General features: G+C 72.1%; 22 protein-coding genes. 14 read left to right on the forward strand and 8 right to left on the reverse strand.

Going from position 1 to position 26,019, the window contains the following annotated elements; translation table 11 throughout:
- The first annotated feature begins 16 nt into the window (after positions 1 to 16).
- The 10 genes from uvrC to pgi all read left to right on the forward strand — a co-directional run bounded on the left by uvrC (position 17) and on the right by pgi (position 11,861).
- The gene (uvrC, locus tag ACFWMZ_RS14140; RefSeq protein ID WP_383175409.1) at positions 17 to 2,656 is read left to right on the forward strand and encodes an excinuclease ABC subunit UvrC; all 2,640 of its coding nucleotides are present in this window, start codon (positions 17 to 19) and stop codon (positions 2,654 to 2,656) included.
- A complete protein-coding gene (rapZ, locus tag ACFWMZ_RS14145) occupies positions 2,653 to 3,588 on the forward strand; it encodes an RNase adapter RapZ (RefSeq protein WP_383175412.1) in 936 nt (311 codons plus the stop codon). Before uvrC ends, rapZ begins: the two co-directional genes overlap by 4 nt.
- Positions 3,585 to 4,646 carry a uridine diphosphate-N-acetylglucosamine-binding protein YvcK gene (yvcK, locus tag ACFWMZ_RS14150; RefSeq protein WP_383175415.1) on the forward strand — a complete coding sequence of 354 codons (1,062 nt, stop codon included), beginning with the start codon at positions 3,585 to 3,587 and terminating at the stop codon, positions 4,644 to 4,646. Before rapZ ends, yvcK begins: the two co-directional genes overlap by 4 nt.
- On the forward strand, positions 4,637 to 5,626 hold the full coding sequence (whiA, locus tag ACFWMZ_RS14155) for a DNA-binding protein WhiA (protein WP_023419981.1): 990 nt from the start codon (positions 4,637 to 4,639) through the stop codon (positions 5,624 to 5,626). The genes yvcK and whiA overlap by 10 nt, the downstream gene beginning before the upstream one ends.
- Before the next feature lie 338 nt (positions 5,627 to 5,964).
- A complete protein-coding gene (gene gap, locus ACFWMZ_RS14160) occupies positions 5,965 to 6,972 on the forward strand; it encodes a type I glyceraldehyde-3-phosphate dehydrogenase (RefSeq protein WP_383175420.1) in 1,008 nt (335 codons plus the stop codon).
- Positions 6,973 to 7,120: 148 nt separating this feature from the next.
- Positions 7,121 to 8,332, forward strand: coding sequence for a phosphoglycerate kinase (locus tag ACFWMZ_RS14165; RefSeq protein WP_383201669.1), 1,212 nt, complete (start codon positions 7,121 to 7,123; stop codon positions 8,330 to 8,332).
- A 39-nt stretch (positions 8,333 to 8,371) separates the two neighbouring features.
- Entirely contained in the window at positions 8,372 to 9,127 is a 756-nt protein-coding gene (tpiA, locus tag ACFWMZ_RS14170; protein WP_383175506.1) for a triose-phosphate isomerase, read from the forward strand.
- Positions 9,128 to 9,252: 125 nt separating this feature from the next.
- Positions 9,253 to 9,480: a preprotein translocase subunit SecG gene (gene secG / locus ACFWMZ_RS14175; protein WP_008406068.1), complete on the forward strand. Its 228-nt coding sequence runs from the start codon at positions 9,253 to 9,255 to the stop codon at positions 9,478 to 9,480.
- A gap of 192 nt (positions 9,481 to 9,672) precedes the next feature.
- On the forward strand, positions 9,673 to 10,008 hold the full coding sequence (locus tag ACFWMZ_RS14180) for an RNA polymerase-binding protein RbpA (protein WP_383201672.1): 336 nt from the start codon (positions 9,673 to 9,675) through the stop codon (positions 10,006 to 10,008).
- A 182-nt stretch (positions 10,009 to 10,190) separates the two neighbouring features.
- Positions 10,191 to 11,861, forward strand: a complete 1,671-nt coding sequence (gene pgi / locus ACFWMZ_RS14185; RefSeq protein ID WP_383175430.1) for a glucose-6-phosphate isomerase — start codon at positions 10,191 to 10,193, stop codon at positions 11,859 to 11,861.
- Positions 11,862 to 11,937: 76 nt separating this feature from the next.
- On the opposite strand, the gene pgl is transcribed toward pgi, so the two are convergent.
- From pgl to tkt, 5 genes are read right to left on the reverse strand one after another with little or no spacing between them, the layout of a single operon-like run.
- Positions 11,938 to 12,726: a 6-phosphogluconolactonase gene (gene pgl / locus ACFWMZ_RS14190; RefSeq protein WP_383175433.1), complete on the reverse strand. Its 789-nt coding sequence runs from the start codon at positions 12,724 to 12,726 to the stop codon at positions 11,938 to 11,940.
- Positions 12,723 to 13,763 carry a glucose-6-phosphate dehydrogenase assembly protein OpcA gene (opcA, locus tag ACFWMZ_RS14195; RefSeq protein ID WP_383175436.1) on the reverse strand — a complete coding sequence of 347 codons (1,041 nt, stop codon included), beginning with the start codon at positions 13,761 to 13,763 and terminating at the stop codon, positions 12,723 to 12,725. The genes pgl and opcA overlap by 4 nt, the downstream gene beginning before the upstream one ends.
- Positions 13,760 to 15,292, reverse strand: a complete 1,533-nt coding sequence (zwf, locus tag ACFWMZ_RS14200; RefSeq protein WP_383175439.1) for a glucose-6-phosphate dehydrogenase — start codon at positions 15,290 to 15,292, stop codon at positions 13,760 to 13,762. The genes opcA and zwf overlap by 4 nt, the downstream gene beginning before the upstream one ends.
- A 5-nt stretch (positions 15,293 to 15,297) precedes the next feature.
- Positions 15,298 to 16,440, reverse strand: a complete 1,143-nt coding sequence (gene tal / locus ACFWMZ_RS14205) for a transaldolase (protein WP_383175442.1) — start codon at positions 16,438 to 16,440, stop codon at positions 15,298 to 15,300.
- Between the two features lie 41 nt (positions 16,441 to 16,481).
- Positions 16,482 to 18,569 (reverse strand): transketolase, encoded by a 2,088-nt coding sequence (gene tkt, locus ACFWMZ_RS14210; protein ID WP_383175445.1) that lies wholly within the window; start codon positions 18,567 to 18,569, stop codon positions 16,482 to 16,484.
- 406 nt (positions 18,570 to 18,975) lie between these two features.
- Here tkt and ACFWMZ_RS14215 point away from each other — a divergent pair, with 406 nt between their 5' ends.
- Entirely contained in the window at positions 18,976 to 19,917 is a 942-nt protein-coding gene (locus tag ACFWMZ_RS14215) for a heme o synthase (RefSeq protein WP_383175448.1), read from the forward strand.
- A 110-nt stretch (positions 19,918 to 20,027) separates the two neighbouring features.
- Positions 20,028 to 20,384, forward strand: a complete 357-nt coding sequence (locus ACFWMZ_RS14220; RefSeq protein ID WP_383175451.1) for a hypothetical protein — start codon at positions 20,028 to 20,030, stop codon at positions 20,382 to 20,384.
- A gap of 278 nt (positions 20,385 to 20,662) precedes the next feature.
- Here the strand turns inward: ACFWMZ_RS14220 and ACFWMZ_RS14225 are convergent, their stop codons facing one another.
- The 3 genes from ACFWMZ_RS14225 to ACFWMZ_RS14235 form a co-directional block, all read right to left on the reverse strand.
- Positions 20,663 to 21,673, reverse strand: coding sequence for a heme A synthase (locus ACFWMZ_RS14225; RefSeq protein WP_383175454.1), 1,011 nt, complete (start codon positions 21,671 to 21,673; stop codon positions 20,663 to 20,665).
- Between the two features lie 178 nt (positions 21,674 to 21,851).
- Positions 21,852 to 22,619 carry an ABC transporter permease gene (locus ACFWMZ_RS14230; RefSeq protein ID WP_383201675.1) on the reverse strand — a complete coding sequence of 256 codons (768 nt, stop codon included), beginning with the start codon at positions 22,617 to 22,619 and terminating at the stop codon, positions 21,852 to 21,854.
- On the reverse strand, positions 22,616 to 23,575 hold the full coding sequence (locus ACFWMZ_RS14235; RefSeq protein WP_383201678.1) for an ABC transporter ATP-binding protein: 960 nt from the start codon (positions 23,573 to 23,575) through the stop codon (positions 22,616 to 22,618). The genes ACFWMZ_RS14230 and ACFWMZ_RS14235 overlap by 4 nt, the downstream gene beginning before the upstream one ends.
- Positions 23,576 to 23,832: 257 nt before the next feature.
- Here ACFWMZ_RS14235 and ACFWMZ_RS14240 point away from each other — a divergent pair, with 257 nt between their 5' ends.
- Entirely contained in the window at positions 23,833 to 24,582 is a 750-nt protein-coding gene (locus tag ACFWMZ_RS14240; protein WP_383175463.1) for a helix-turn-helix transcriptional regulator, read from the forward strand.
- The gene (gene sufB / locus ACFWMZ_RS14245; protein ID WP_383175466.1) at positions 24,579 to 26,000 is read left to right on the forward strand and encodes a Fe-S cluster assembly protein SufB; all 1,422 of its coding nucleotides are present in this window, start codon (positions 24,579 to 24,581) and stop codon (positions 25,998 to 26,000) included. Before ACFWMZ_RS14240 ends, sufB begins: the two co-directional genes overlap by 4 nt.
- Positions 26,001 to 26,019: the final 19 nt, after the last annotated feature.

Below are 26,019 nucleotides of genomic sequence, written 5' to 3' on the forward strand. Positions count from 1 at the left end.
CAGTAGGGTGTCTGACATGGCCGACCCCTCCAGCTACCGTCCGAAGCCGGGGCAGATCCCTGACTCCCCGGGCGTCTACCGCTTCCGCGACGACCACCGCCGGGTGATCTACGTCGGGAAGGCGAAAAACCTGCGCCAGCGCCTCTCCAGCTACTTCCAGGACCTGGCCGGCCTCCACCCGCGCACCCGCACCATGGTCACCACCGCCTCCTCCGTGGAGTGGACGGTGGTCTCCACCGAGGTCGAGGCGCTCCAGCTGGAGTACACCTGGATCAAGGAGTTCGACCCCCGGTTCAACGTCAAGTACCGCGACGACAAGAGCTACCCGTACCTCGCGGTGACGATGAACGAGGAAGTCCCCCGCGTCCAGGTCATGCGCGGCCAGAAGAAGAAGGGCGTGCGCTACTTCGGTCCGTACGGCCACGCCTGGGCCATCCGCGACACGGTCGACCTGCTGCTCCGGGTCTTCCCGGTCCGCACCTGCTCGGCCGGTGTCTTCAAGAACGCCGCCCGCACCGGCCGCCCCTGCCTCCTGGGCTACATCGGCAAGTGCGCCGCCCCCTGCGTCGGCCGCATCAGCCCCGAGGACCACCGCGACCTGGCCGAGGAGTTCTGCGACTTCATGGCCGGACGCACCGGCGCCTACCTGCGCCGCCTGGAGCGGCAGATGCAGGAGGCCGCCGAGGAGATGGAGTACGAGCGGGCCGGGCGTCTGCGCGACGACATCGAGGCGCTCCGTCGCGCCATGGAGAAGTCCGCCGTCGTCCTCGCCGACGCCACCGACGCCGACCTCATCGCCGTCGCCGAGGACGAGCTGGAGGCCGCCGTCCAGATCTTCCACGTCCGCGGGGGCCGCGTCCGCGGCCAGCGCGGCTGGGTCACCGACAAGGTCGAGGCGGTCGACACCGCCGGACTGGTCGGCCACGCCCTCCAGCAGCTCTACGGCGAGGAGCGCGGTGAGGGCGTCCCCAAGGAGGTCCTGGTCCCCGCGCTCCCCGACGACCTCGGCGCCGTCTCCCAGTGGCTCAGCGACCGGCGCGGCACCCAGGTCTCCCTGCGCGTCCCGCAGCGCGGCGACAAGAAGTCCCTGATGGAGACGGTCCAGCGGAACGCCCAGCAGTCCCTGGTCCTGCACAAGACCAAGCGCGCCTCCGACCTGACCACCCGCTCCCGCGCCCTGGAGGAGATCGCCGAGGCGCTGGAGCTGGAGAGCGCCCCGCTCCGCGTCGAGTGCTACGACATCTCCCACTTCCAGGGCGACGACGTGGTGGCGTCGATGGTGGTCTTCGAGGACGGCCTGGCGCGCAAGGGCGAGTACCGCCGCTTCCAGATCAAGGGCCGGGCCGGCGACACCCAGCTCTGGCACGGCCAGGGCCAGGACGACGTCCGCTCCATGCACGAGGTCGTCACCCGCCGCTTCCGCCGCTACCTGAACGACCAGGAGCGGACCGGCGAGTGGACCGAGGAGCAGGACGCCGTCGAGGGCGGCGAGGTCACCGCCTCCCTCACCGACGAGGACGGCCGCCCCAAGCGGTTCGCCTACCCGCCGCAGCTCGTCGTGGTCGACGGCGGCCAGCCGCAGGTCGCCGCCGCCCAGCGGGCCCTGGACGAGCTGGGCATCGACGACATCGCCGTCTGCGGCCTGGCCAAGCGCCTGGAGGAGGTCTGGGTCCCCGGCCAGGACGACCCCGTGGTCCTGCCCCGCACCAGCGAGGGCCTCTACCTCCTCCAGCGCATCCGCGACGAGGCCCACCGCTTCGCCATCACCTACCAGCGGGCCAAGCGCTCCAAGCGCATCCGCACCAGTCCCCTGGACGACGTCCCCGGCCTGGGCGAGACCCGCAAGCAGGCCCTGATCAAACACTTCGGCTCGGTCCGCAAGCTGCGCGCCGCCACCGTCGAGCAGATCTGCGAGGTCCAGGGCATAGGCCGCAAGACCGCCCTCGCCGTGGCCGCGGCCCTGGCGGAGACGACCCCGTCGGTGGCGGTCAACACGGCCACCGGGGAGATCGTGGGCGACGACTCGGAGGAGACGGCGCCTCAGGCGCCGGGCTCCGGGGACGCCGAGGGAGCCGGCGCACCCGGAGAACCCGGGCCGGGGACTCCGGCGGGGGCTGCCGCTCCGGACGCGGACCCCGACGGGGCTCCCGCGGCAGCCGGTGAGACCGGGGAGGCGGGCGCCGCCCGCGCCTGCGGCGAGCCCGGTCGCCCGGAGACCGCCGACGAGGGCGCGGCTCCGCAGGCGACCCCCTCGGGCCCCCTCGCCCCCGCCCGCCCGCAGGGCGAGCCCGGCCCCGGTGGGGACGCGCCTCCGCTCGTGCGCCCGGCGCCGTCGGCGCCCCAGCCCGGTGACGCGGAGACCGCGCGGGTGCCCGAGGAGGGCGACCCCGAGCCTCTTCAGGGGGCGGCCCCGCAGCCCGCCGGGGGCGGCCCACGCCCCGGTGAGGAGGCCGCCGCCCCGCCGGCCGGCGATTCCCCGGCCCGGTCCCGCGCGGCCGGTTCCACGGATGGCGGCGCGGCGGGACAGACTGGAGGTCCGGGGGTGTCCGGGGCGGCGGCCGAGCAGGACGGGCCGGGTGGCCCGGCAGAACCGGACGACGGCCCCGACCAGGCGCCGTCGCACATCGCACCGAAGAACCGGGGGCAGCAGACATGACCGAGCGTGACGGAGACGGAGCACAGGTGAGTACGGGCACGACCGGCGACGCGGCGGAGGCCACCGAGACGGCCATCCCCGAGCTGGTGATCATCTCCGGCATGTCCGGCGCCGGGCGCAGCACCGCCGCCAAATGCCTGGAGGACCTCGGCTGGTTCGTCGTGGACAACCTGCCGCCCGCCCTCATCCCCACCATGGTGGAGCTGGGCGCCCGCTCCCAGGGGAACGTCGCGCGGATCGCCGTCGTCGTCGACGTGCGCGGCCGCCGCTTCTTCGACAACCTCCGCGAGTCCCTCGCCGACCTCGACGTCAAGAACGTCACCCGGCGCATCGTCTTCCTGGAGTCCTCGGACGACGCGCTGGTGCGCCGTTTCGAGTCGGTGCGCCGCCCGCACCCCCTCCAGGGCGACGGCCGCATCGTCGACGGCATCGCCGCCGAGCGGGACCTGCTGCGCGAGCTGCGCGGCGACGCCGACCTCGTCATCGACACCTCAAGCCTCAACGTCCACGAGCTGCGCGCCAAGATGGACGCCCAGTTCGCGGGCGACGAGGAGCCCGAGCTGCGGGCCACGGTGATGTCCTTCGGCTACAAGTACGGCCTGCCGGTCGACGCCGACCTCGTCGTCGACTGCCGCTTCCTGCCCAACCCGCACTGGGTCCCCGAACTGCGCCCCTTCACCGGGCTCAACGAAGAGGTGTCGGACTACGTCTTCAGCCGCCCGGGCGCCAAGGAGTTCCTCGACCAGTACACGGAGCTTCTCCAGCTCATCAACCGCGGGTACCGCCGCGAGGGCAAGCGGTACGTGACCATCGCCGTGGGCTGTACCGGCGGCAAGCACCGCTCGGTCGCCATGTCCGAGAAGCTCGCCTCGCGTCTCGCCTCCGAGGGTGTCGAGACGGTCGTCGTCCACCGCGACATGGGCCGGGAATGACCGGCCGCTCCTCGCGCCTGCGGCGGATGCGGCGCCTCACCCCGGCCGCGACGCCCCTGGGCTGGGCGCCGCGCCCGCGCCCGCGCGGCCGGGGCGCCCAGCCCAAGGTCGTCGCCCTCGGCGGCGGCATGGGTCTGTCGGCCTCCCTGGCCGCCCTGCGCCGTATCACCGGGGACCTCACCGCCGTCGTCACCGTCGCCGACGACGGCGGCTCCAGCGGGCGCCTGCGCGACGAACTGGGCGTACTGCCCCCCGGTGACCTGCGCAAGGCGCTGGCCGCCCTGTGCGGCGACGACGCCTGGGGGCAGACCTGGTCCCGGGTGATCCAGCACCGTTTCCACTCCCGCGGCGACCTGCACGACCACGCCGTCGGCAATCTGCTGATCGTCGCCCTCTGGGAGCAGCTCGGCGACCACGTCCAGGCGCTCGACCTGGTCGGGACCCTGCTCGGCGCGCACGGCAGGGTGCTGCCCATGTCCGCCGTACCCCTGGAGCTCCAGGCCCTGGTACGGGGCCACGACCCGGCGCGCCCGGACGACGTCGACACCGTACGCGGCCAGGCGACCGTGGCCCTGACCCCCGGCGAGGTCCAGTCGGTGCACGTGGTGCCGCACGACCCACCGGCCGTGCCCGAGGCCGTCGAGGCGGTCCTCGACGCGGACTGGGTGGTGCTCGGCCCGGGCTCCTGGTTCTCCTCGGTCATCCCGCACCTGCTGGTGCCCGAACTGCTCGACGCGCTGCTCTCCACCAAGGCCCGCAGGGTCCTCTCGCTCAACCTCGCGCCGCAACCCGGAGAAACCGAGGGGTTCTCCCCGCAGCGTCATTTGGAGGTTTTGGCCCGACACGCCCCTAAACTCGCCCTGGACGTGGTGCTCGCCGACGAGGCGGCCGTGCCCGACCGCCTCTCCCTCGACGACGCCGCCCGGCGTCTGGGGGCGACGGTCGAGCTGGCGCCCGTGGCCCGCCCTGACGGCAGCCCCCGGCACGACCCGGAGCTGCTGGCGGCCGCGTACGACCGTATTTTTCGGATGCATGGAAGGATCGGCCCATGGCGATGACGGCAGCGGTGAAGGACGAGGTCTCCCGGCTTCCCGTCACCCGCACCTGTTGCAGGAAGGCGGAGGTCTCCGCGGTCCTGCGGTTCGCGGGTGGGCTGCACCTGGTGAGCGGCCGCATCGTGATCGAGGCGGAGCTGGACACGGCGATGGCCGCCCGGCGCCTCAAGCGGGACATTCTGGAGATCTTCGGCCACAGCTCCGAACTGATCGTGATGGCCCCCGGCGGGCTGCGCCGCGGTTCGCGCTACGTGGTCCGGGTGGTGGCCGGCGGTGACCAGCTCGCCCGCCAGACGGGCCTGGTCGACGGCCGCGGCCGCCCGATCAGAGGCCTGCCGCCGCAGGTCGTCTCCGGCGCCACCTGCGACGCCGAGGCCGCCTGGCGCGGGGCGTTCCTCGCCCACGGCTCGCTGACGGAGCCAGGCCGCTCCTCCTCCCTGGAGGTCACCTGCCCCGGCCCCGAGGCGGCCCTCGCCCTGGTCGGCGCGGCCCGCAGGCTCTCCATCGCGGGCAAGGCCCGTGAGGTGCGCGGCGTCGACCGGGTGGTGGTCCGCGACGGCGACGCCATCGGCGCGCTGCTCACCCGCCTCGGCGCGCACGAATCGGTCCTCGCCTGGGAGGAGCGGCGGATGCGGCGCGAGGTGCGCGCCACCGCCAACCGCCTCGCCAACTTCGACGACGCCAACCTCCGCCGCTCGGCGCGGGCCGCCGTCGCGGCAGGCGCCCGGGTGCAGCGCGCCCTGGAGATCCTCGGCGAGGAGGTCCCCGAGCACCTGGCCGCGGCCGGACGGCTGCGCATGGAGCACAAGCAGGCGTCGCTGGAGGAGCTGGGCGCCCTCGCCGACCCGCCGCTCACCAAGGACGCGGTCGCCGGGCGGATCCGCCGCCTGCTGGCCATGGCCGACAAGCGGGCCCAGGACCTGGGCATCGCCGGCACCGAGGCCGGTCTCAGCGAGGACCTGGCGGACCATCTGGTGGGCTGACGCCCCGCCCGGTCAACCACGGAAACCACCCGTAGCCCGTACGGCTGGCGCACCGCCCGGCCCCGCCCTCCCGCCCAGGGGGAGCGGGGCCGCTCCGGTCGCGGGCGGTGGCAACCGCGCGTATCCTGCGCCCGGTTGACAGGGCGTGACGAGGCGCCGGGGAGGGCGCCCCGCGGCACCCTCGCGGGGGCTACCGGACAGTAGCCCCGGGGGTGTCCCGCGCGGTGTCGTCCAATGTCACTCCCCGGGCCTCGGAGAGGTAGGGTCGGAGTCGGTCGGGGACATCCCATACAGCTCGCCGGCGTCGAAAACCGGCGTACCAACGAGGAGATCGGCTCGTGACGATCCGCGTAGGCATCAACGGCTTCGGCCGCATCGGTCGCAACTACTTCCGCGCGCTTCTGGACCAGGGCGCGGACATCGAGATCGTGGCTGTCAACGACCTGGGTGACACCGCGACCACCGCACACCTGCTGAAGTACGACACCATTCTCGGCAAGCTCTCCGAAGAGGTCTCGCACACCGAGGACACCATCACGGTCGGCTCCAAGACCGTCAAGGTGCTCTCCGAGCGCAACCCGGCCGACATCCCCTGGGGTGAGCTCGGCGTCGACATCGTCATCGAGTCGACCGGCATCTTCACCAAGAAGGCCGACGCCGAGAAGCACATCGCCGGCGGCGCCAAGAAGGTCATCATCTCGGCTCCGGCCAAGGATGAGGACATCACCATCGTGATGGGCGTCAACGAGGACCAGTACGACCCGGCCACCGACAACGTCATCTCCAACGCCTCCTGCACCACCAACTGCGTGGCGCCGATGGCCAAGGTTCTGGACGAGAACTTCGGCATCGTCAAGGGCCTGATGACGACGGTGCACGCGTACACCAACGACCAGCGCATCCTGGACTTCCCGCACAAGGACCTGCGCCGCGCCCGCGCCGCCGCCGAGAACATCATCCCGACCACCACGGGCGCCGCCAAGGCCACCGCGCTGGTCCTGCCCCAGCTCAAGGGCAAGCTCGACGGCATCGCGATGCGCGTCCCGGTCCCCACCGGCTCCGTCACCGACCTGGTCGTCACCCTCCAGCGCGAGGTCACCAGGGACGAGATCAACGCCGCCTTCGAGAAGGCCGCCCAGGAGGGCCAGCTCGCCGGCAAGCTCGTCTACACGGCCGACCCGATCGTCTCCTCGGACATCGTCTCGACCCCGGCGTCCTGCACCTTCGACTCGCTGCTGACGATGGCCGAGGGCACCCAGGCCAAGATCATCGGCTGGTACGACAACGAGTGGGGCTACTCCAACCGCCTCGTCGACCTCACCGTCTTCGTGGGCGAGCGGCTCTGACCGCCACCCGTTCGGCAGGCAGCACCGCACGATGAGTGACAGGGTCCGGACCGCGCGACGCAGCGCGGTCCGGGCCCTGTCGCACGCCGCCGCCCGCCCCGACAGCCATGCAGCACGAGAGCAGAGCCACGAGTCCAGGAGAGCAGTCATGAAGACGATCGACGAACTTCTCGCCGAGGGCGTGAGCGGCAAGCGGGTCTTCGTCCGCGCCGACCTCAACGTCCCCCTCGCCGACGGCCTGATCACCGACGACGGCCGCATCCGCGCGGTCCTGCCGACCGTCCAGGCCCTCACCGCAGCCGGTGCCAAGGTGGTCGTCGCCTCGCACCTCGGCCGCCCCAAGGGCGCCCCGGACCCGGCCTTCTCGCTGCTGCCCGCGGCCGAGCGGCTCGGTGAACTCCTCGGCGCGCCCGTGGCGTTCGCCCAGGACACCGTCGGTCCCGCCGCGCACGACGCCGTCGACGGACTGGAGCCCGGCCAGGTCGCGGTGATCGAGAACCTCCGCTTCAACGCGGGCGAGACCAGCAAGGACGACGCCGAGCGCGGCGCCTTCGCCGACCAGCTCGCCGCCCTCGCCGACGTCTACGTGGGCGACGGCTTCGGCGCCGTGCACCGCAAGCACGCCTCGGTCTTCGACCTCCCGGCGCGCCTGCCGCACTACGCCGGCTACCTCATCGCCACCGAGGTCGGCGTCCTCAAGAAGCTCACCGACGACGTCCAGCGCCCGTACGCGGTGGTCCTCGGCGGCGCCAAGGTCTCCGACAAGCTCGGCGTCATCGACAACCTGCTGGAGAAGGCCGACCGCATCCTGATCGGCGGCGGCATGGTCTTCACCTTCCTCAAGGCCAAGGGGTACGAGGTCGGCGCCTCGATGCTCCAGGAGGACCAGATCCCGGTCGTCCAGGAGTACCTGAAGCGCGCCGACGAGCTGGGCGTCGAGTTCGTCCTCCCGGTCGACGTGGTGGTCTCCGACGGCTTCCCCGACCTGAAGGCCAAGGCGCCCACCCACCCCGACACCGTCCCCGCGGACGCCATCCCGGCCGGGCGGATGGGCCTCGACATCGGCCCCGCCACCGCGGAGCTGTACGCAGCCAAGCTCTCCGACGCCCGCACCGTCTTCTGGAACGGCCCCATGGGGGTCTTCGAGCACCCCGACTACGCTGGCGGCACCCGGGCAGTGGCCCAGGCCCTGCTCGACTCCCCGGCCTTCACGGTCGTCGGCGGTGGAGACTCCGCCGCGGCCGTCCGGCTGCTGGGCTTCGACGAAAACGCATACGGACACATCTCGACCGGCGGCGGCGCCAGCCTTGAGTACCTCGAAGGCAAGACGCTCCCCGGCCTCGCCGCACTGGAGGACTGAACCACCGTGACTGACACTGCCCAGGGACGCATCCCGCTGATGGCGGGCAACTGGAAGATGAACCTCAACCACCTGGAGGCCATCGCCCACGTCCAGAAGCTGGCGTTCGCCCTGGCCGACAAGGACTACGACGCCGTCGAGGTCGCGGTCCTGCCGCCCTTCACCGACCTGCGGTCGGTCCAGACGCTGGTCGACGGCGACAAGCTCAAGATCAAGTACGGCGCCCAGGACATCTCGGCGCACGACTCCGGCGCCTACACCGGCGAGATCTCGGGCCCGATGCTGGCCAAGCTGAAGTGCTCCTTCGTGGCCGTCGGCCACTCCGAGCGCCGCCAGTACCACGGCGAGAGCGACGAGCTCTGCAACGCCAAGGTGAAGGCCGCCTTCAAGTACGGCATCACCCCGATCCTCTGCGTCGGCGAGGGCCTCGACGTCCGCAAGGCCGGCGAGCAGGTCCCGTACACCCTCGCGCAGGTCGACGGCGGCCTCAAGGACGTCCCCGCCGAGCAGGCCGAGACGGTCGTCATCGCCTACGAGCCGGTGTGGGCCATCGGCACCGGCGAGGTCGCCACCCCCGAGGACGCCCAGGAGGTCTGCGGGGCGATCCGCGGGCGCCTGGCCGAGCTGTACTCGCAGGAGCTGGCCGACAAGGTCCGCATCCAGTACGGCGGCTCCGTCAAGGGCGGCAACGTCGCGGCGATCATGGCCCAGCCCGACGTGGACGGCGCCCTGGTCGGCGGCGCCGCGCTGGACACGGACGAGTTCGTCAAGATCGTCCGCTTCCGCGACCAGTGAGCCCGCGCTTCCGCGACCAGTGAGTATGCGGTAGAGCGGAATCGTCGTACCCTTGCGGGGGCCGGGGCACCTGACCCGGCCCCCGCAGTCCATCCAGTTCCGAGGAAGTTGGTCCAGCCGTGGTTATGGGGTTCTCGATCGCCCTGATCGTCTTCAGCCTGCTGCTGATGCTGCTGGTGCTGATGCACAAGGGGAAGGGCGGCGGCCTCTCCGACATGTTCGGTGGCGGCATGCAGTCCTCCGTGGGTGGCTCCTCGGTCGCCGAGCGGAACCTCGACCGGATCACGGTCGTCGTCAGTCTGCTCTGGTTCGCCTGCATCGTGGTGCTCGGCCTGCTGATGAAGCTGGACTGAGCCCACCCGGCACCGTCGGCGCCGGTCCCGATCCGGGCGCGCGGCCTATCATGAGGCGTGCGCCCGGCGGGTACCGCGTCCGCGGAGCCCTGAACTCCGCTCCCTGGACGCCCGTCGCGGCTTCCGTACACTGGTGCGCCCGCGGCGGAGCCGGTCACGCTTCGCGGCACCATCACGCAGGGAGTGACGACTGTGGCAAGTGGCAACGCGATCCGCGGCAGCCGGGTCGGAGCGGGGCCGATGGGGGAGGCCGAGCGGGGCGAGTCGGCACCGCGCCTGCGGCTCTCCTTCTGGTGCGCCAACGGACACGAGACCCAGCCGAGCTTCGCCAGCGACGCGCAGCTCCCCGACACCTGGGACTGCCCGCGCTGCGGTTTCCCCGCCGGCCAGGACCGGGCCAACCCCCCGGTGCCGCCGCGCAACGAGCCGTACAAGACGCACCTCGCCTACGTCCGCGAGCGGCGCTCCGACGCCGACGGCGAGGCGATCCTCGCCGAGGCCCTGGCCAAGCTCCGCGGCGAGATCTGAGCCGTACGCCGCCGCCGCCCGGCCCCTCGCGCGCCCGCGCCGCCATCCCCGTCCGGTCCACCGGGAGTTGTCCCGGTGGCCACCTCTCCGCCGCTTCGTGGCACCACCCCGACCGCCCCGCCATCAATTAGGTTGGTGGGGCAGCGGGGCAAGCCGAGACGAGAGAAGGCGGAAAGTCACCGATGAACCCAGCAAGCCGAACCGGGCTGTCCCAGCGGCCGCAGTGGACCGCGCTCGCCGACCACCGCGCGGCGCTCGGCGAGGTGAGCCTGCGGCAGTTGTTCGCCGACGACCCGGACCGCGGTGAGCGGTACACCCTCCAGGTCGGCGACCTGCACATCGACTACTCCAAGCAGCTCGTCACCGACGAGACGCTGGTGCTGCTGCGGGAGCTGGCCGAGGCCACCGACGTGGCGGGGCTGCGGGACGCGATGTACCGCGGCGAGCCCGTCAACACCACCGAGAACCGCGCGGTCCTGCACACCGCGCTCCGCGCGCCGCGCGGCGCCGTCGTCGAGGACGGCGGCCCGGGCGGCCCGAACGTCATCCCCGCCGTCCACGAAGTCCTCGACCGCATGGCCGACTTCGCCGACCGCGTCCGCTCCGGCGAGTGGACCGGCCACACCGGCCGCCGGCTGCGCAACGTCGTCAACATCGGCATCGGCGGCTCCGACCTCGGCCCCGCCATGGCCTTCGAGGTGCTGCGGTCCTTCTCCGACCGCGACCTGACGGTGCGTTTCGTCTCCAACGTCGACGGCGCCGACCTCTACGAGTCGGTCCGCGACCTCGACCCGGCCGAGACGCTCTTCATCGTCGCGTCGAAGACCTTCACCACCATCGAGACCGTCACCAATGCCAAGTCCGCGCGCACCTGGCTCCTCGACGGGCTCGGCGCAGGACCGGAGGCGGTCGCCCGGCACTTCGTGGCGCTCTCCACCAACGCCGAGAAGGTCGCCGACTTCGGCATCGACCCGGCCAACATGTTCGAGTTCTGGGACTGGGTCGGCGGCCGCTACTCCTACGACTCGGCCATCGGCCTCTCGCTGATGATCGCGATCGGACCCGAGCGGTTCCGCGAGATGCTCGACGGCTTCCACCTGGTCGACGAGCACTTCCGCACCGCGCCCCCCGAGGCCAACGTGCCGCTGCTGCTGGGGCTCCTCGGCATCTGGTACGGCAACTTCCACGACGCCCAGTCGCACGTGGTGCTGCCCTACTCGCACTACCTCTCCCGCTTCGCCGCCTACCTCCAGCAGCTCGACATGGAGTCCAACGGCAAGCGCGTCCAGCGCGACGGCGAGCCCGTCGCCTGGCAGACCGGCCCCGTCGTCTGGGGCACCCCCGGCACCAACGGCCAGCACGCCTACTACCAACTCCTCCACCAGGGCACCAAGCTGATCCCGGCCGACTTCATCGGCTTCGCCCGGCCCGTGGACGCGCTGCCGCCCGGCCTCGCCGACCAGCACGACCTGCTGATGGCCAACTTCTTCGCCCAGACGCAGGCGCTGGCCTTCGGCAAGACGGCCGAGGAGGTCCGCGCCGAAGGCGTGCCCGAGGAGCTGGTGCCGCACCGCACCTTCCCCGGCAACCGGCCCACCACCACCGTCCTGGCCGACGCGCTGACCCCCTCGGTCCTCGGCCAGCTGGTCGCCCTCTACGAGCACAAGGTGTTCGTCCAGGGCGCCGTCTGGGGCATCGACTCCTTCGACCAGTGGGGCGTCGAGCTCGGCAAGGTCCTCGCCAAGGAGGTCGAGCCGCTGCTGACCGCCGAGGACGGCGAGCGCTCCACCGACTCCCTGGACAGCTCCACCGCCGCCCTCGTCGCCCGCTACCGCGCGCTGCGGGGCCGCTGACCCGGTACGCGGAAGGGCCCGGCGTCCCCCGTGAGGGAGGCGCCGGGCCCTTCCGCGTGGTGCGGCCCGACCGGTCTCAGGCGGAGGCCTGCGGGTAGAGGTCGCGGGGCAACTGGGAGGCGGCCGCGCCGTCCAGCAGCCACAGCGTCCGTGACCAGCCCTCGGCGCCCGCCGCCGGAGCCTGGATCTCCCCGGCGCCGGAGAGGGCGATGGCCACCGCGTTCGCCTTGTCCTCGCCCGCCGCGAGCAGCCACACCTCGCGGGCCGCCCGGATCGCCGGGAGGGTGAGGGTGATCCGGGTCGGCGGCGGCTTGGGCGCGCCGTGCACCGCGACCGCGGTGCGCTCGGTCTCCCGTACGGCCGGCAGCTCGGGGAAGAGCGAGGCCACATGGGTGTCCGGGCCGACGCCCAGCATCAGGACGTCGAAGTCGGGCACCGCGGGGTGCCGCCCGTCGTGCCCGGCCGCCCGGGCCAGTTCGGCGGAGTACGCCTCGGCGGCCGCCTCCGGGTCGTTCCCCCACGGCCCGTCCGAGGCCGGCATCGGGTGGACGCGGTCCGGGTCGAGGGGGACGGCGTCGAGCAGGGCATCGCGGGCCTGGGTGACGTTCCGCTCGGGGTCGCCCTCCGGCAGGAACCGCTCGTCGCCCCACCACAGGTCGACCCGCCGCCAGTCCACCGCGTCCCGCGCCGGGGAAGCGGCCAGCGCGGCGAGCAGGCCGTTGCCGTTGCGGCCACCGGTGAGGACCAGCGAGGCGTGGCCGCGCGCCGCCTGGGCGTCGACCACGTGCGTGATCAGCCGGGCGGCGGCCGCCTGCGCCATCAGCTCCTTGTCGCGGTGGACCACCAGCTGCGGGGTGCGGGTCACTTGGCGCCCTTCTTGGCGGGAGTGGCCTTGGTCGTCCGCTTCACCGGCGCGTCCTTGTGGCCCTCCGCCCGGTGCGGGGCGTCGTGCGCGTCCGCGACCCGGGGCACCTCGTGCTCGTCCAGCCGCTCCACGCCGTACCGCAGGGCGGCCGCGTAGGTGTCGTCCGGGTCGAGGCGGCGCAGCTCCTCGGCGATCAGCTCGGCGGTCTCGCGGCGCTTGAGGGCGACCGCGCGCTCGGGCTGGCCCTCGATGGAGAGCGTCGCCAGTGCTCCGTCGGCCCGGCCCAGGACGATCGGGCCGCAGTCGGTCTCCATCCGCACCCCGGTCAGGCCGGGCCCGGGCGACGCCTTGCGGGCGACGGGGACCTGGAGCCGTTCGGCGAGCCACATGGCGAGCAGCTCGCAGCTCGGGTTGAACTCCTCGCCCTCCACCTCGACGGAGGCGACCTGGCAGACGACCTGGTCGAGCGCGGCGGCCAGCATCGAACGCCACGGCGTGATCCGGGTCCAGGCCAGGTCGGTGTCGCCCGGGGTGTAGGAGGCGGCCCGCTCGGCCAGCTCCTTGATGGGCTGCTCACCGGCGTAGGTGTCGGTGACCCGGCGCTGGGCGAGAGCGCCCAGCGGGTCCTTCGCCGGGTTCAGCGGCCCGTTCACCGGCCACCAGGCGACCACCGGCGCGTCGGGGAGCAGCAGCGGCAGCACCACCGACTGGGCGTGGTCGACGATCTCGCCGTAGAGCCGGAGGATGACCGTCTCCCCGGTGGAGGCGTCGGCGCCCACCCGGATCTCGGCGTCCAGCCGCGAGGTGGTGCGGTTGCGCGGGGAGCGCGAGACCCGCTTGATGACGACCAGGGTGCGCGAGGGGTGCTCGCGCGACGCCTCGTTGGCCGACTTCAGCGCGTCGTAGGCGTTCTCCTCGTCGGTGACGATGACCAGGGTCAGCACCATGCCGACGGCAGGGGTGCCGATGGCCCGGCGGCCCTGCACCAGCGCCTTGTTGACCTTGCTGGAGGTGGTGTCCGTCAGATCGATCTTCATGGCCGGCGCCAGCTCCGTCCGTCTCGTGCGAGCATCTCGTCCGCCTCCTTGGGCCCCCAGCTGCCCGCCGTGTACTGCGCCGGCTTGCCGTGGGTGTCCCAGTACCCCTCGATCGGGTCGAGGATGCGCCAGGACAGCTCGACCTCCTCGGTGCGGGGGAAGAGGTTGGCGTCACCGAGCAGCACGTCGAGGATGAGCCGCTCGTACGCCTCGGGGCTGGACTCGGTGAAGGACTCGCCGTAGGCGAAGTCCATCGACACGTCCCGGACCTCCATCGAGGTGCCCGGCACCTTCGAGCCGAACCGCACGGTCACGCCCTCGTCCGGCTGGACCCGGATGACCAGGGCGTTGTGGCCCAGCTCCTCCGTGGTCGTGGTGTCGAACGGGGAGTGCGGGGCGCGCTGGAAGACCACCGCGATCTCGGTGACCCGGCGGCCCAGCCGCTTGCCGGTACGCAGGTAGAAGGGGACGCCCGCCCAGCGGCGGTTGTCGACCTCCAGCTTCACGGCGGCGTAGGTGTCGGTCTTGGAGCGGGGGTTGATCCCCTCCTCCTCCAGATAGCCGACAGCCTTCTCGCCGCCCTGCCAGCCCGCCGAGTACTGCGCGCGGACCGTGTCCTTGCCCAGGTCGTCGGGGAGCCGGACGGCGCCGAGGACCTTGGCCTTCTCCGCCACCAGCGCGTTGGCCTCGAAGGAGGCGGGCTCCTCCATCGCGGTCAGCGCCATCAGCTGGAGGAGGTGGTTCTGGATGACGTCGCGGGCGGCGCCGATGCCGTCGTAGTAGCCGGCCCGGCCGCCGATGCCGATGTCCTCGGCCATGGTGATCTGCACGTGGTCGACGTAGGACCGGTTCCAGAGCGGTTCGAACATGGTGTTGGCGAAGCGGAGCGCCAGGATGTTCTGGACGGTCTCCTTGCCGAGGTAGTGGTCGATCCGGAACACCTGGTCCGGGTCGAACACCTCGTGCACGATCTCGTTGAGTTCGCGGGCCGAGGCCAGGTCGTGGCCGAACGGCTTCTCGATGACGGCGCGCCGCCAGGAGTCCTCGGGGGCGTCGGCCAAGCCGTGCTTCTTGAGCTGCTGGACGACCTTGGGGAAGAACTTCGGCGGGACGGAGAGGTAGAAGGCGAAGTTGCCGCCGGTGCCCTGCTCCTTGTCCAGCTCCTCCATGGTCGCCTTGAGCGTCTCGAACGGCTCGTCCTCGTCGAAGGTGCCCTGGACGAAGCGCATGCCCTGGGCGAGCTGCTGCCAGACCTCCTCGCGGAAGGGCGTGCGGGCGTACTCCTTGACGGCGTCGTGGACGACCTCGGCGAAGTCCTGGTCCTGCCACTCGCGCCGGGCGAACCCGATCAGGGAGAAGCCTGGTGGCAGGAGGCCGCGGTTGGCCAGGTCGTAGACGGCGGGCATCAGCTTCTTGCGCGACAGGTCGCCGGTGACGCCGAAGATGACCAGGCCCGACGGCCCCGCGATACGCGGGAGCCGTCGGTCCGCGGCGTCACGAAGCGGGTTCGCTCCGTGCAGTGCGGTCAAGGGGATCAGCCCTCCGAGGAGGCGAGCCGGTCGAGCTCGGCCTGGGTCGAGGAGAGGAGGTCCTTCCAGGACGCCTCGAACTTGTCGACGCCCTCGTCCTCCAGGAGCTGGACGACCTCGTCGTACCCGATGCCGAGCCCGGCGATGGCGTCGAGCACGCCCTGCGCCGACTCGTACGTCCCCGAGACCGCGTCCCCGGCGATCTGGCCGTGGTCGGCGGTGGCCTCCAGGGTGGCCTCCGGCATCGTGTTGACGGTGCCCGGCGCGACCAGGTCGTCGACGTACATCGTGTCCTTGTACGCCGGGTCCTTCACGCCGGTCGAGGCCCAGAGCGGGCGCTGCCGGTTGGCCTGCGCCTTCTCCAGCTCGGCCCAGCGGGCGGAGGCCGGGGTGGTGCCGTCGAGCGAGCCGAAGACCCGCTCGTACGCCTGGTAGGCGAGACGGGCGTTGGCCAGGGCGGCGCGGCCCTTCAGCTCCTTCGCCTCGTCGGTGCCGATCGCGTCGAGCCGCTTGTCGACCTCGGAGTCGACGCGGGAGACGAAGAACGACGCCACCGAGTGGATCTTCGAGAGGTCCAGCCCCGCCGCCTTCGCCTTCTCCAGACCGGCGAGGAAGGCGTCCATCACCTCGCGGTAGCGCTCCAGCGAGAAGATCAGCGTGACGTTGACGCTGATGCCCTTGCCGATCACCTCGGTGATGGCGGGCAGGCCGGCGCGGGTGGCGGGGATCTTGACCAGCGTGTTCGGCCGGTCCACCAGCCACGCCAGCTGCTTCGCCTCGGCGATGGTCGCCTTGGTGTTGTGCGCCAGCAGCGGGTCGACCTCGATCGACACCCGGCCGTCCTGGCCGTCGGTGGCGTCGAAGACCGGCCGCAGGATGTCCGCGGCGTCGCGGACGTCGGCGGTGGTGATCATGCGGACGGCCTCCTCGACGGAGACCTCCCGCGCGGCGAGGTCGGCGAGCTGGGTGTCGTAGCCGTCGCCCTGCGAGATCGCCTTCTGGAAGATCGACGGATTGGTGGTGACTCCGACGACGTTGCTCTCGTCGATGAGCTCGGCGAGGTTGCCGGACGTGATGCGCTTGCGCGACAGGTCGTCCAGCCAGATCGCCACGCCCTCGTCCGAGAGGCGCTTCAGTGCGTCTGCCATGGAAAAAACATCTCCTACAGCTACAGAGGTATGTGCCGTCGTCAGCGCTGAGCGGCGGCGAGGGATTCCCGGGCGGCCTCGGCGACCGCGTCCGCGGTGAAGCCGAACTCGCGGAACAGCACCTTCCCGTCCGCCGAGGCACCGAAGTGCTCCAGCGAGACGATCCGGCCGGCGTCCCCGACGAAGCGGTACCAGGTCAGGCCGATGCCGGCCTCGACCGCCACCCGCGCGCGCACGGCACGCGGCAGCACCGACTCGCGGTACGCCTCGTCCTGCTCCTCGAACCACTCGACACACGGCATGGAGACCACCCGGGTGGGCACTCCCGCCGCCTGGAGCTGCTCGCGGGCCTCGACGGCCAGCTGCACCTCGGAGCCGGTGCCGATGAGGATGGCCTGCGGCTCGCCGCCCTCGGCCTCCGCCAGGACGTAACCGCCGCGGGCTGCGGCATCGTTCAGCTCGTAGGTCGGCACGCCCTGGCGGGTCAGCGCCAGACCGTGCGGGGCGCCCTTGCCGTACACCTTGGTCCACCGGCGCATGATCTCCCGCCAGGCGACGACCGTCTCGTTGGCGTCGGCCGGACGGACCAGGTTCAGCCCCGGGATGGCGCGCAGCGCGGCCAGGTGCTCCACCGGCTGGTGGGTCGGGCCGTCCTCGCCGAGGCCGATCGAGTCGTGCGTCCAGACGTAGGTCACCGGCAGGTGCATCAGCGCGGAGAGGCGCACCGCGTTGCGCATGTAGTCGGAGAAGACCAGGAACGTACCGGCGTAGATCCGGGTGTTGCCGTGGAGCTGGATGCCGTTCATCTCGGCGGCCATCGCGTGCTCGCGGATCCCGAAGTGGATCGTACGGCCGTACGGGTCGGCCTCCGGCAGCGAGTTGCCCGCGGGCAGGAACGACGAGGTCTTGTCGATCGTCGTGTTGTTCGAGCCGGCCAGGTCGGCGGAGCCGCCCCACAGCTCGGGCACGACCGCGCCGAGCGCCTGCAGGATCTTGCCGGAGGCGGCGCGGGTCGCGACGGCCTTGCCGGTCTCGAAGACCGGCAGCGTGTCCTCCCAGCCCTCCGGCAGCTCACCGGCGGCGACCCGGTCGAAGAGCGCGGCGTGCTCCGGGTTGGCGGAGCGCCAGGCGGCGTACCCCTTCTCCCACTCGGCGCGCAGCTCGCGGCCGCGGTCCAGGGCGCCGCGGGTGTGGGCCAGGACCTCCTCGGAGACCTCGAAGCTCTTCTCCGGGTCGAAACCGAGGATGCGCTTGGTGGCGGCGACCTCGTCGTCGCCGAGCGCCGAACCGTGCGCGGCCTCGGTGTTCTGCGCGTTCGGGGCCGGCCAGGCGATGATCGAGCGCATCGCGATGAAGGAGGGACGCTCGGTCTCCGCCTTCGCCGCCTCCAGCGCCGCGAAGAGGGCGGCCGGGTCCAGGTCGCCGTTCTCCTGCGGCTCCACCCGCTGCACGTGCCAGCCGTAGGCCTCGTACCGCTTGAGGGTGTCCTCGGAGACGGCCGTCTCGGTGTCGCCCTCGATCGAGATGTGGTTGTCGTCCCACAGCATGATCAGGTTGCCGAGCTTCTGGTGGCCCGCGGTGGAGGAGGCCTCGGCGGAGATGCCCTCCTGGAGGCAGCCGTCACCGGCGATGCAGTAGACGCGGTGGTCGAACGGGGAGGCGCCCTCGGCGGCCTCCGGGTCGAACAGGCCGCGCTCGTACCGCGAGGCCATCGCCATGCCCACCGCGTTGGCCACACCCTGCCCGAGCGGGCCGGTGGTGGTCTCCACGCCGGTGGTGTGGCCGTACTCCGGGTGCCCGGGGGTCTTCGAGCCCCAGGTGCGGAAGGCCTTCAGGTCATCCAGCTCCAGACCGAAACCGGCCAGGTACAGCTGGATGTAGAGGGTCAGGGACGAGTGGCCCACGGAGAGGACGAAGCGGTCGCGCCCCGTCCAGTTCGGGTCCGCCGGGTCGTGCCGCATCACCTTCTGGAAGAGGGTGTACGCGGCCGGCGCGAGGCTCATCGCCGTACCGGGATGGCCGTTGCCGACCTTCTGTACGGCGTCTGCGGCCAGGACGCGGACGGTGTCGACGGCCCGCTGGTCCTCTGCGGTCCACTCGAAGTCTGTGGTGGTCGGCTTGGTGCTCACCCTGGGTCAGGGCTCCTCTCCACATGTCGAACGCCGGTGACGTCGGGACACCGGACGCGGTCGAGCCTACCGGTGACGGAAGGTGCTGATCCTTCGCTTCACCACCGCCGTCCCCGCGCCCCCGGTCCCAGCCTGCCGGGCCCGGGCGCCGCGCGCCTGTCGGGCGCCGCCGCCGCGCGCCCCGCCAGGGGCCCGCGCGGACACGTTCCGTCAACCGGGTGCCCCCTGACGGCCCCTGTACGGCCGCCCGCCGGACACGCTCCGTGCACCGGCGGCGGGGACCAACACGGCGGACCCCCCGCGAGGGGCGGGGGACAGCAACGTCTAAAGTGACCAGGAAGGCGCGAGTCCTAACCGGTCCCTCATGGCCGGTGACTTGCTGGAAATGTCTCTGTCAGGGGTGTGCGTGACGGCCGTTGAATCCCGTCCTGCGGGAGCGCTCGGGACCAGCCCAGGCCATCGGCCGTTCGGGGCCCGCGTCAAGGCATTCGTGGCGATGACCAAGCCGCGGATCATCGAACTGCTGCTCATCACCACGGTCCCGGTGATGTTCCTGGCCGAGCAGGGGGTGCCCTCGCTCACGCTGGTCCTGGTGACCTGCGTCGGCGGCTACCTCTCGGCGGGCGGTGCCAACGCCCTGAACATGTACATCGACCGCGACATCGACGCCCTGATGGAGCGGACCTCGCAGCGTCCGCTGGTCACCGGCATGGTCAGCCCGCGCGAGGGACTGGTCTTCGGTCTCGTCCTGGCGGTCGTCTCCACCCTCTGGTTCGGCCTGCTGGTCAACTGGCTCTCCGCCTGGCTCTCGCTCGGCGCCCTTCTCTTCTACGTGGTCGTCTACACGATGATCCTCAAGCGGCGCACCGCGCAGAACATCGTCTGGGGCGGCATCGCCGGGTGCATGCCGGTCCTCATCGGCTGGTCGGCGGTGACGAACACGGTCTCCTGGGCCGCCGTCATCCTCTTCCTCGTCATCTTCTTCTGGACGCCGCCGCACTACTGGCCGCTGTCGATGAAGGTCAAGGAGGACTACGCGCGCGTCGGCGTGCCGATGCTCCCGGTGATCGCCTCCAACCGCGTCGTCGCCAAGCAGATCGTGCTCTACAGCTGGGTCATGGTCGGCGTCTCGCTGCTGCTCCAGCCGCTCGGCTACACCGGCTGGTTCTACACCGCGGTCGCGCTGGTCACCGGCGGCTGGTGGCTCTGGGAGGCGCACGGCCTGCAGAACCGCGCCCGGCAGGGCACCACCGGAGCCAAGCTCAAGGAGATGCGGCTCTTCCACTGGTCCATCACCTACGTCTCGCTGCTCTTCGTCGCGGTCGCCGTGGACCCCTTCCTGCGCTGACCCGCCTGCCCGGCACCACCCCTCAGTACTCCGCCGACGGGCGGGGCGCGTGGCCAAAGCCACCCGCCCCGCCCGTCGCCCGTTGATCTACCGCTCGGTAGCATCTGGCCATGGCCAACACACAGCAGGACGACACCAAGCCGGACGCCCGCGCCGAGCGCCGCGCGGCCAAGGCCGCCAAGTCCATCACCGCCTTCGCCGGCGCCCACGGCGGAGCCGAGGCCCAGATCGCCTACCTCGGTGAGGAGGGCGCCCGCATCGTCCTCGTCGGCGACGACGGTGCCTGGGGCGACGTCGTGGTGCCCAGCATGGAGGTGGCCCGCGCCGCCACCGAGAAGGCCGGCGTCACCGTCCACGAGGAGTTCGGGGGCGAGTTCGCCGCCAAGGTCGTCACCGGTCCTTACGAGTGGTCGCGGATGGCCGGCCTCCAGCTCGGCGGGCCGGGCCGCCCCGGGCAGGCCGCCTGAGCGAAGCGCCGGAGCCCGCCTCGCCGACGGGCGGCGCCCCGGCGCGGCTTGCCGAAGGCGCCGCCCGCCCTGGCGGGGCCGCCCGGCCGAAGGGCTCGACCGGCTCCGGTGAGGCCGCCTGGCCGGGAGGCCAGGCCCCCGGGCCGGGGACGGGCCCCCACTCTCGGCCCGTCCGCGCACACGCAACGCCCGGCGGGTCTACGCGCTGGACTGAGGGGGCCGGACGCAACCGCGCCCCCGCTCCCCTTGGGCGGGGAACAGGGGCGCGGGCGGGTGCGTCAGTGGGCCGCGGCGACCGGGGTCTCCGGCTGGGCCGGGACCTGGCCGTGGGCGGCGTACGGCCTCTCGCGCAGCGAGAGCAGCAGGCGCAGCACGCCGATCCAGACCAGGCAGGAGCCGAACATGTGCAGGCCGACCAGGATCTCCGGCAGGTCGGTGAGGTACTGGACGTAGCCGATGGCGCCCTGGAGGAGCAGGATCACGAAGAGGTCGCGGACGCGGGCCAGCGGACCGGCGGGGGCGTCGACCGCCTTGAGGACGAACCACAGGGCGAAGGCGAGCGCCACCACGACCCAGGCGAGCACCGCGTGCAGGCGGCTGACCGTCTCCCAGTCGACCGGCATGCGCGGGACCTCGCTGGAGTCGCCCGCGTGCGGTCCGGCGCCGGTGACGACGGTGCCGACGGCGATCAGCAGGCCCGTGACCCCGACCATGACCTGGACGAGCTGGCGCAGCGGCTTGCCGACCAGCGGCCGGGGCGGCTCGTCGCCCTCCTTGGCCCGCTGCCACGTCACGGTCGCCACCGCGATCAGCGCGGTGGAGAGCAGGAAGTGGGCGGCGACGGTGTACGGGTTGAGGCCGACCAGGACGACGATGCCGCCCAGGACGGCGTTGCCCATGACCACCCAGAACTGCGCCCAGCCGAGCCGGGTGAGGGCGCGGCGGCGGGGCTTGGCCGCGCGGGCGGCGATGATGGCCCAGCCGACGGCGGCGCAGAGCACGTAGGTCAGCATCCGGTTGCCGAACTCGATGGCGCCGTGCAGCCCCATCTCGCGGGTGGAGGTCAGCGAGTCCTCGGTGCACTTGGGCCAGGTCGGGCAGCCCAGCCCCGAGCCGGTGAGGCGGACGGCGCCGCCGGTGACCACGATGACCACCGTCATCACGAGGGCGGTGAGCGCCGCCCGGCGGACGATCCCGGGGGACGGGGTCCAGCGCGCGGCGATGAAGGCGAGGGGGTTGCGTGCGGCCTCGACGGCGGTGGCACGGGTCTTCTCAGGCACGGAGGACATGGTAGGCCGAAGCTTGTGCACGGTTTCACTTGGGGTGCCCGAGGGGTGCGGCGGGCCCGGTCTCCGTCGCGGGACGGGGCCTGGCGGACCGGGGCTCACCAGGGCCGACGCGGGCCTGGCGCGAGAAGCGACCGGGCAGGCGGCGGCCTGACGGCAGGGCCGGGCCGGCCCTGCCGGGTCACTCCCAGCGGAAGAACCGCCCCGCCGCGGCCAGGGCCGCCACCGCCCACACGGCGAGGATGCCGAGCTGGGCCAGGGGCAGCCCGGCCCCGTCCTGGAGGACGGCGCGCAGCCCCTCCGAGAGCGCCGAGATCGGCAGCCAGCCCAGCGCCGCGCCCACCGCGTCGGGGAACTTCGACAGCGGCACGATCACCCCGCCGCCGACCAGCAGCAGCAGGAAGACCAGGTTGGCCGCGGCCAGCGTCGCCTCGGCCTTCAGAGTGCCCGCCATCAGCAGGCCGAGCCCGGAGAAGGCGGCCGTACCGAGGGCCAGCAGCAGGAGCACGGCGAGCGGGTTGCCGTGCGGGGACCAGCCGAGCACCAGCGCGATCACCGCCAGCAGCACCACCTGGAGCACCTCGGTGACCAGCACCGCCAGCGTCTTCGACGCCATCAGGGCCCAGCGGGGCAGCGGGGAGGCCCCCAGCCGCTTGAGGACGCCGTAGCGGCGCTCGAAACCGGTGGCGATCGCCTGGCCGGTGAAGGCGGTCGACATCACGGCCAGTGCCAGGACGCCGGGGGCGAGGAAGTCGACCGGCTCGGCGGCGCCGGTGTCGACGATCTCCACCGTCGAGAAGAGCACCAGCAGCAGGGACGGGATGATCACGGTGAGCAGCAGCTGTTCGCCGTTGCGGAGCAGCAGCTTGGTCTCGAAGGCGGCCTGGGCGGCGATCATGCGGCCCACCGGCGCGGCCCCGGGCCTCGGGGCGTAGGTCCCGGTCCTCATGCGCGCAGCTCCTTGCCGGTCAGTTCGAGGAAGACGTCCTCCAGGGTGTGGCGCTCCACGGAGAGCTGGTCGGGCATGACTCCGTTCTGGGCGCACCAGGAGGTGACGGTGGCCAGCAGCTGCGGGTCGACGGTGCCGGTCAGCCGGTAGGAGCCGGGGCTCAGCTCGACGGCGGCGGTGTCGGCGGGCAGCGCCTTCAGCAGCGAGGCCAGGTCCAGGCCGGAGCGGCCGGTGAAGCGCAGGGTGTTCTCGGCGCCGCCCCGGCACAGCTCGTCGGGGCTGCCCTGGGCGACGACACGCCCGGCGTCGATGATCGCCACGTCGTCGGCGAGCTGCTCGGCCTCGTCCATCGCGTGCGTGGTCAGCACCACGCTGACGCCGTCGGCACGCAGCTCGCGGACCAGCTCCCAGGTGGAGCGGCGGGCCTGCGGGTCGAGCCCGGCGGTCGGCTCGTCCAGGAAGACCAGCTCGGGACGGCCCACCACGGCCATGGCGAGGGCGAGCCGCTGCTGCTGCCCGCCGGAGAGGCGCCGGTAGGTGGTGCGGCCGCAGGAGCCGAGGCCGAGGCGTTCGATCAGCGCGTCCACGTCGAGCGGGTGGGCGTGCAGCTTCGCCATGTGGCGGAGCATCTCGCCGGCGCGGGCGCCGGAGTAGACGCCGCCGGACTGGAGCATCACGCCGATCCTCGGGCGCAGCGACGGTGCCTCGCGGACCGGGTCGAGGCCCAGCACGCGGACGGTGCCCGCGTCGGGCCTGCGGTAGCCCTCGCAGGTCTCGACCGTGGTGGTCTTGCCCGCGCCGTTGGGACCGAGGACGGCGGTGACGCCCGCCCGGGCGGTGAGGTCGAGGCCGTCGACGGCCGTCTTGGTGCCGTACCGCTTGATCAGGCCCCGCACCTGGAGAACGGGCTCCGGCGGGGTGGGCCGGGGGATCTCGCCCGGTGGGGTGCTGCGCATACCGGAGAGTCTAGGGACGGGCCGCCGCACACCGGCACGTGGGCCGAGGGGCTCGCGGAGCGGCCGGGAGGCTCGCCGGGAGCGGGACGCGCCGGGCGGTGACCCAGGGTGCCCCGGGCGTGGTTCCCAGTGACGGACGAGGCCCGGGGGCCCCTACCACAGCAGGGCCGGTTAGGTAACCCTAAGTGATCGATGCCACCCCGAGGCTGCCACCTGGGCGGTTGTCGCGCCCGGGCGAATTACGCAACAATGGCGTTGTGAAAAAGGATGGCGAGGCTCCGCAGGAGGAACTCGCGACCGGTGAGCGGTCCACCCGCAACCGCGTCGCGCGCTCCATCCTGGACCACGGTCCCTCCACGGTGGCAGCCCTCGCCAAGCGGCTCGGGCTCACCCAGGCCGCCGTCCGCAGGCACCTCGACGCCCTTGGCACCGACGGCGTCGTCGAACCCCGCGAACAGCGCGTCTACGGCGCCCGGACCAGGGGCAGGCCGGCCAAGGTCTTCGCCCTCACCGACTGCGGGCGCGACGCCTTCGACCAGTCCTACGACACGCTCGCCGCCGACGCGCTGCGCTGGATCGCCGAGACGGCGGGACCGGACGCGGTGGCCGCGTTCGCCCGCGCCCGGGTCGCCGCCCAGGCCGAGCAGTACCGCGCCGCGATGGACGACGACGGAGCGGCCGCGGACCCGGCGGACCCCGCCGAGCGCGCCCACGCGCTGGCCAAGGCGCTGAGCGCCGACGGGTACGCTGCTACGGCGCGTAGCGCCCCCGAGCCACAGCAGGGCGAACAGCTCTGTCAGCACCACTGCCCGGTCGCGCACGTGGCCGAGCAGTTCCCACAGCTCTGCGAGGCGGAGACCGAGGTCTTCTCCCAGCTCCTGGGCACCCACGTCCAGCGCCTCGCGACCATCGCGCACGGAGACGGCGTCTGCACGACGTTCATCCCGCGCGCCACCGCGCAGACCACCGACACATCAGCAAGCACGGCCGGGAGGAACCCCGCATGACGCTCCCCACGGAGACTGCCCACCCCGAACTCGAGGGCCTGGGTACGTACGAGTACGGCTGGGCCGACTCCGACGCGGCCGGAGCCTCCGCCCGGCGTGGCATCGGCGAGGACGTCGTCCGCGACATCTCGGCCAAGAAGTCCGAGCCGGAGTGGATGACCAAGCTCCGCCTCAAGGGCCTGAAGCTCTTCGGCAAGAAGCCCATGCCGAACTGGGGCTCGGACCTCTCCGGCATCGACTTCGACAACATCAAGTACTTCGTGCGGTCCACCGAGAAGCAGGCCGAGTCCTGGGAGGACCTGCCGGAGGACATCAAGAACACGTACGACAAGCTCGGCATCCCGGAGGCGGAGAAGCAGCGCCTGGTCGCCGGTGTCGCCGCGCAGTACGAGTCGGAGGTCGTCTACCACCAGATCCGCGAGGACCTGGAGGAGCAGGGCGTCATCTTCCTCGACACCGACACCGCGCTGAAGGAGCACCCGGAGCTCTTCCAGGAGTACTTCGGCACCGTCATCCCCGCCGGCGACAACAAGTTCGCGGCGCTCAACACGGCCGTGTGGTCCGGCGGCTCCTTCATCTACGTGCCGAAGGGCGTGCAGGTCGAGATCCCGCTCCAGGCCTACTTCCGGATCAACACCGAGAACATGGGCCAGTTCGAGCGGACGCTGATCATCGTCGACGAGGACGCCTACGTCCACTACGTCGAGGGCTGCACCGCGCCGATCTACAAGACCGACTCGCTGCACTCCGCGGTCGTCGAGATCATCGTCAAGAAGGGCGGCCGCTGCCGCTACACGACCATCCAGAACTGGTCGAACAACGTCTACAACCTGGTCACCAAGCGCGCCGTGGCGTACGAGGGCGCGACCATGGAGTGGATCGACGGCAACATCGGCTCCAAGGTCACCATGAAGTACCCGGCCGTCTACCTGATGGGCGAGCACGCCAAGGGCGAGACGCTCTCCATCGCCTTCGCCGGCGAGGGCCAGCACCAGGACGCGGGCGCCAAGATGGTCCACATGGCCCCCAACACCTCCTCGAACATCGTCTCCAAGTCGGTGGCGCGAGGCGGCGGCCGCACCTCCTACCGCGGTCTCATCGAGATCGGCGAGGGTGCCCCGGGCGCCAAGTCGAACGTGCTGTGCGACGCGCTGCTGGTCGACACCATCTCCCGCTCGGACACCTACCCCTACGTGGACGTCCGCGAGGACGACGTGTCGATGGGCCACGAGGCGACCGTCTCCAAGGTCTCCGAGGACCAGCTCTTCTACCTGATGAGCCGCGGCCTCACCGAGTTCGAGGCGATGGCGATGATCGTGCGCGGCTTCGTCGAGCCGATCGCCAAGGAGCTCCCCATGGAGTACGCCCTCGAGCTCAACCGGCTCATCGAGCTCCAGATGGAAGGCTCCGTCGGCTGACCGCCGAGCCAGCAGCAAG

Source organism: Streptomyces sp. NPDC058373 (assembly GCF_042723275.1).
GTDB lineage: Bacteria > Actinomycetota > Actinomycetes > Streptomycetales > Streptomycetaceae > Streptomyces.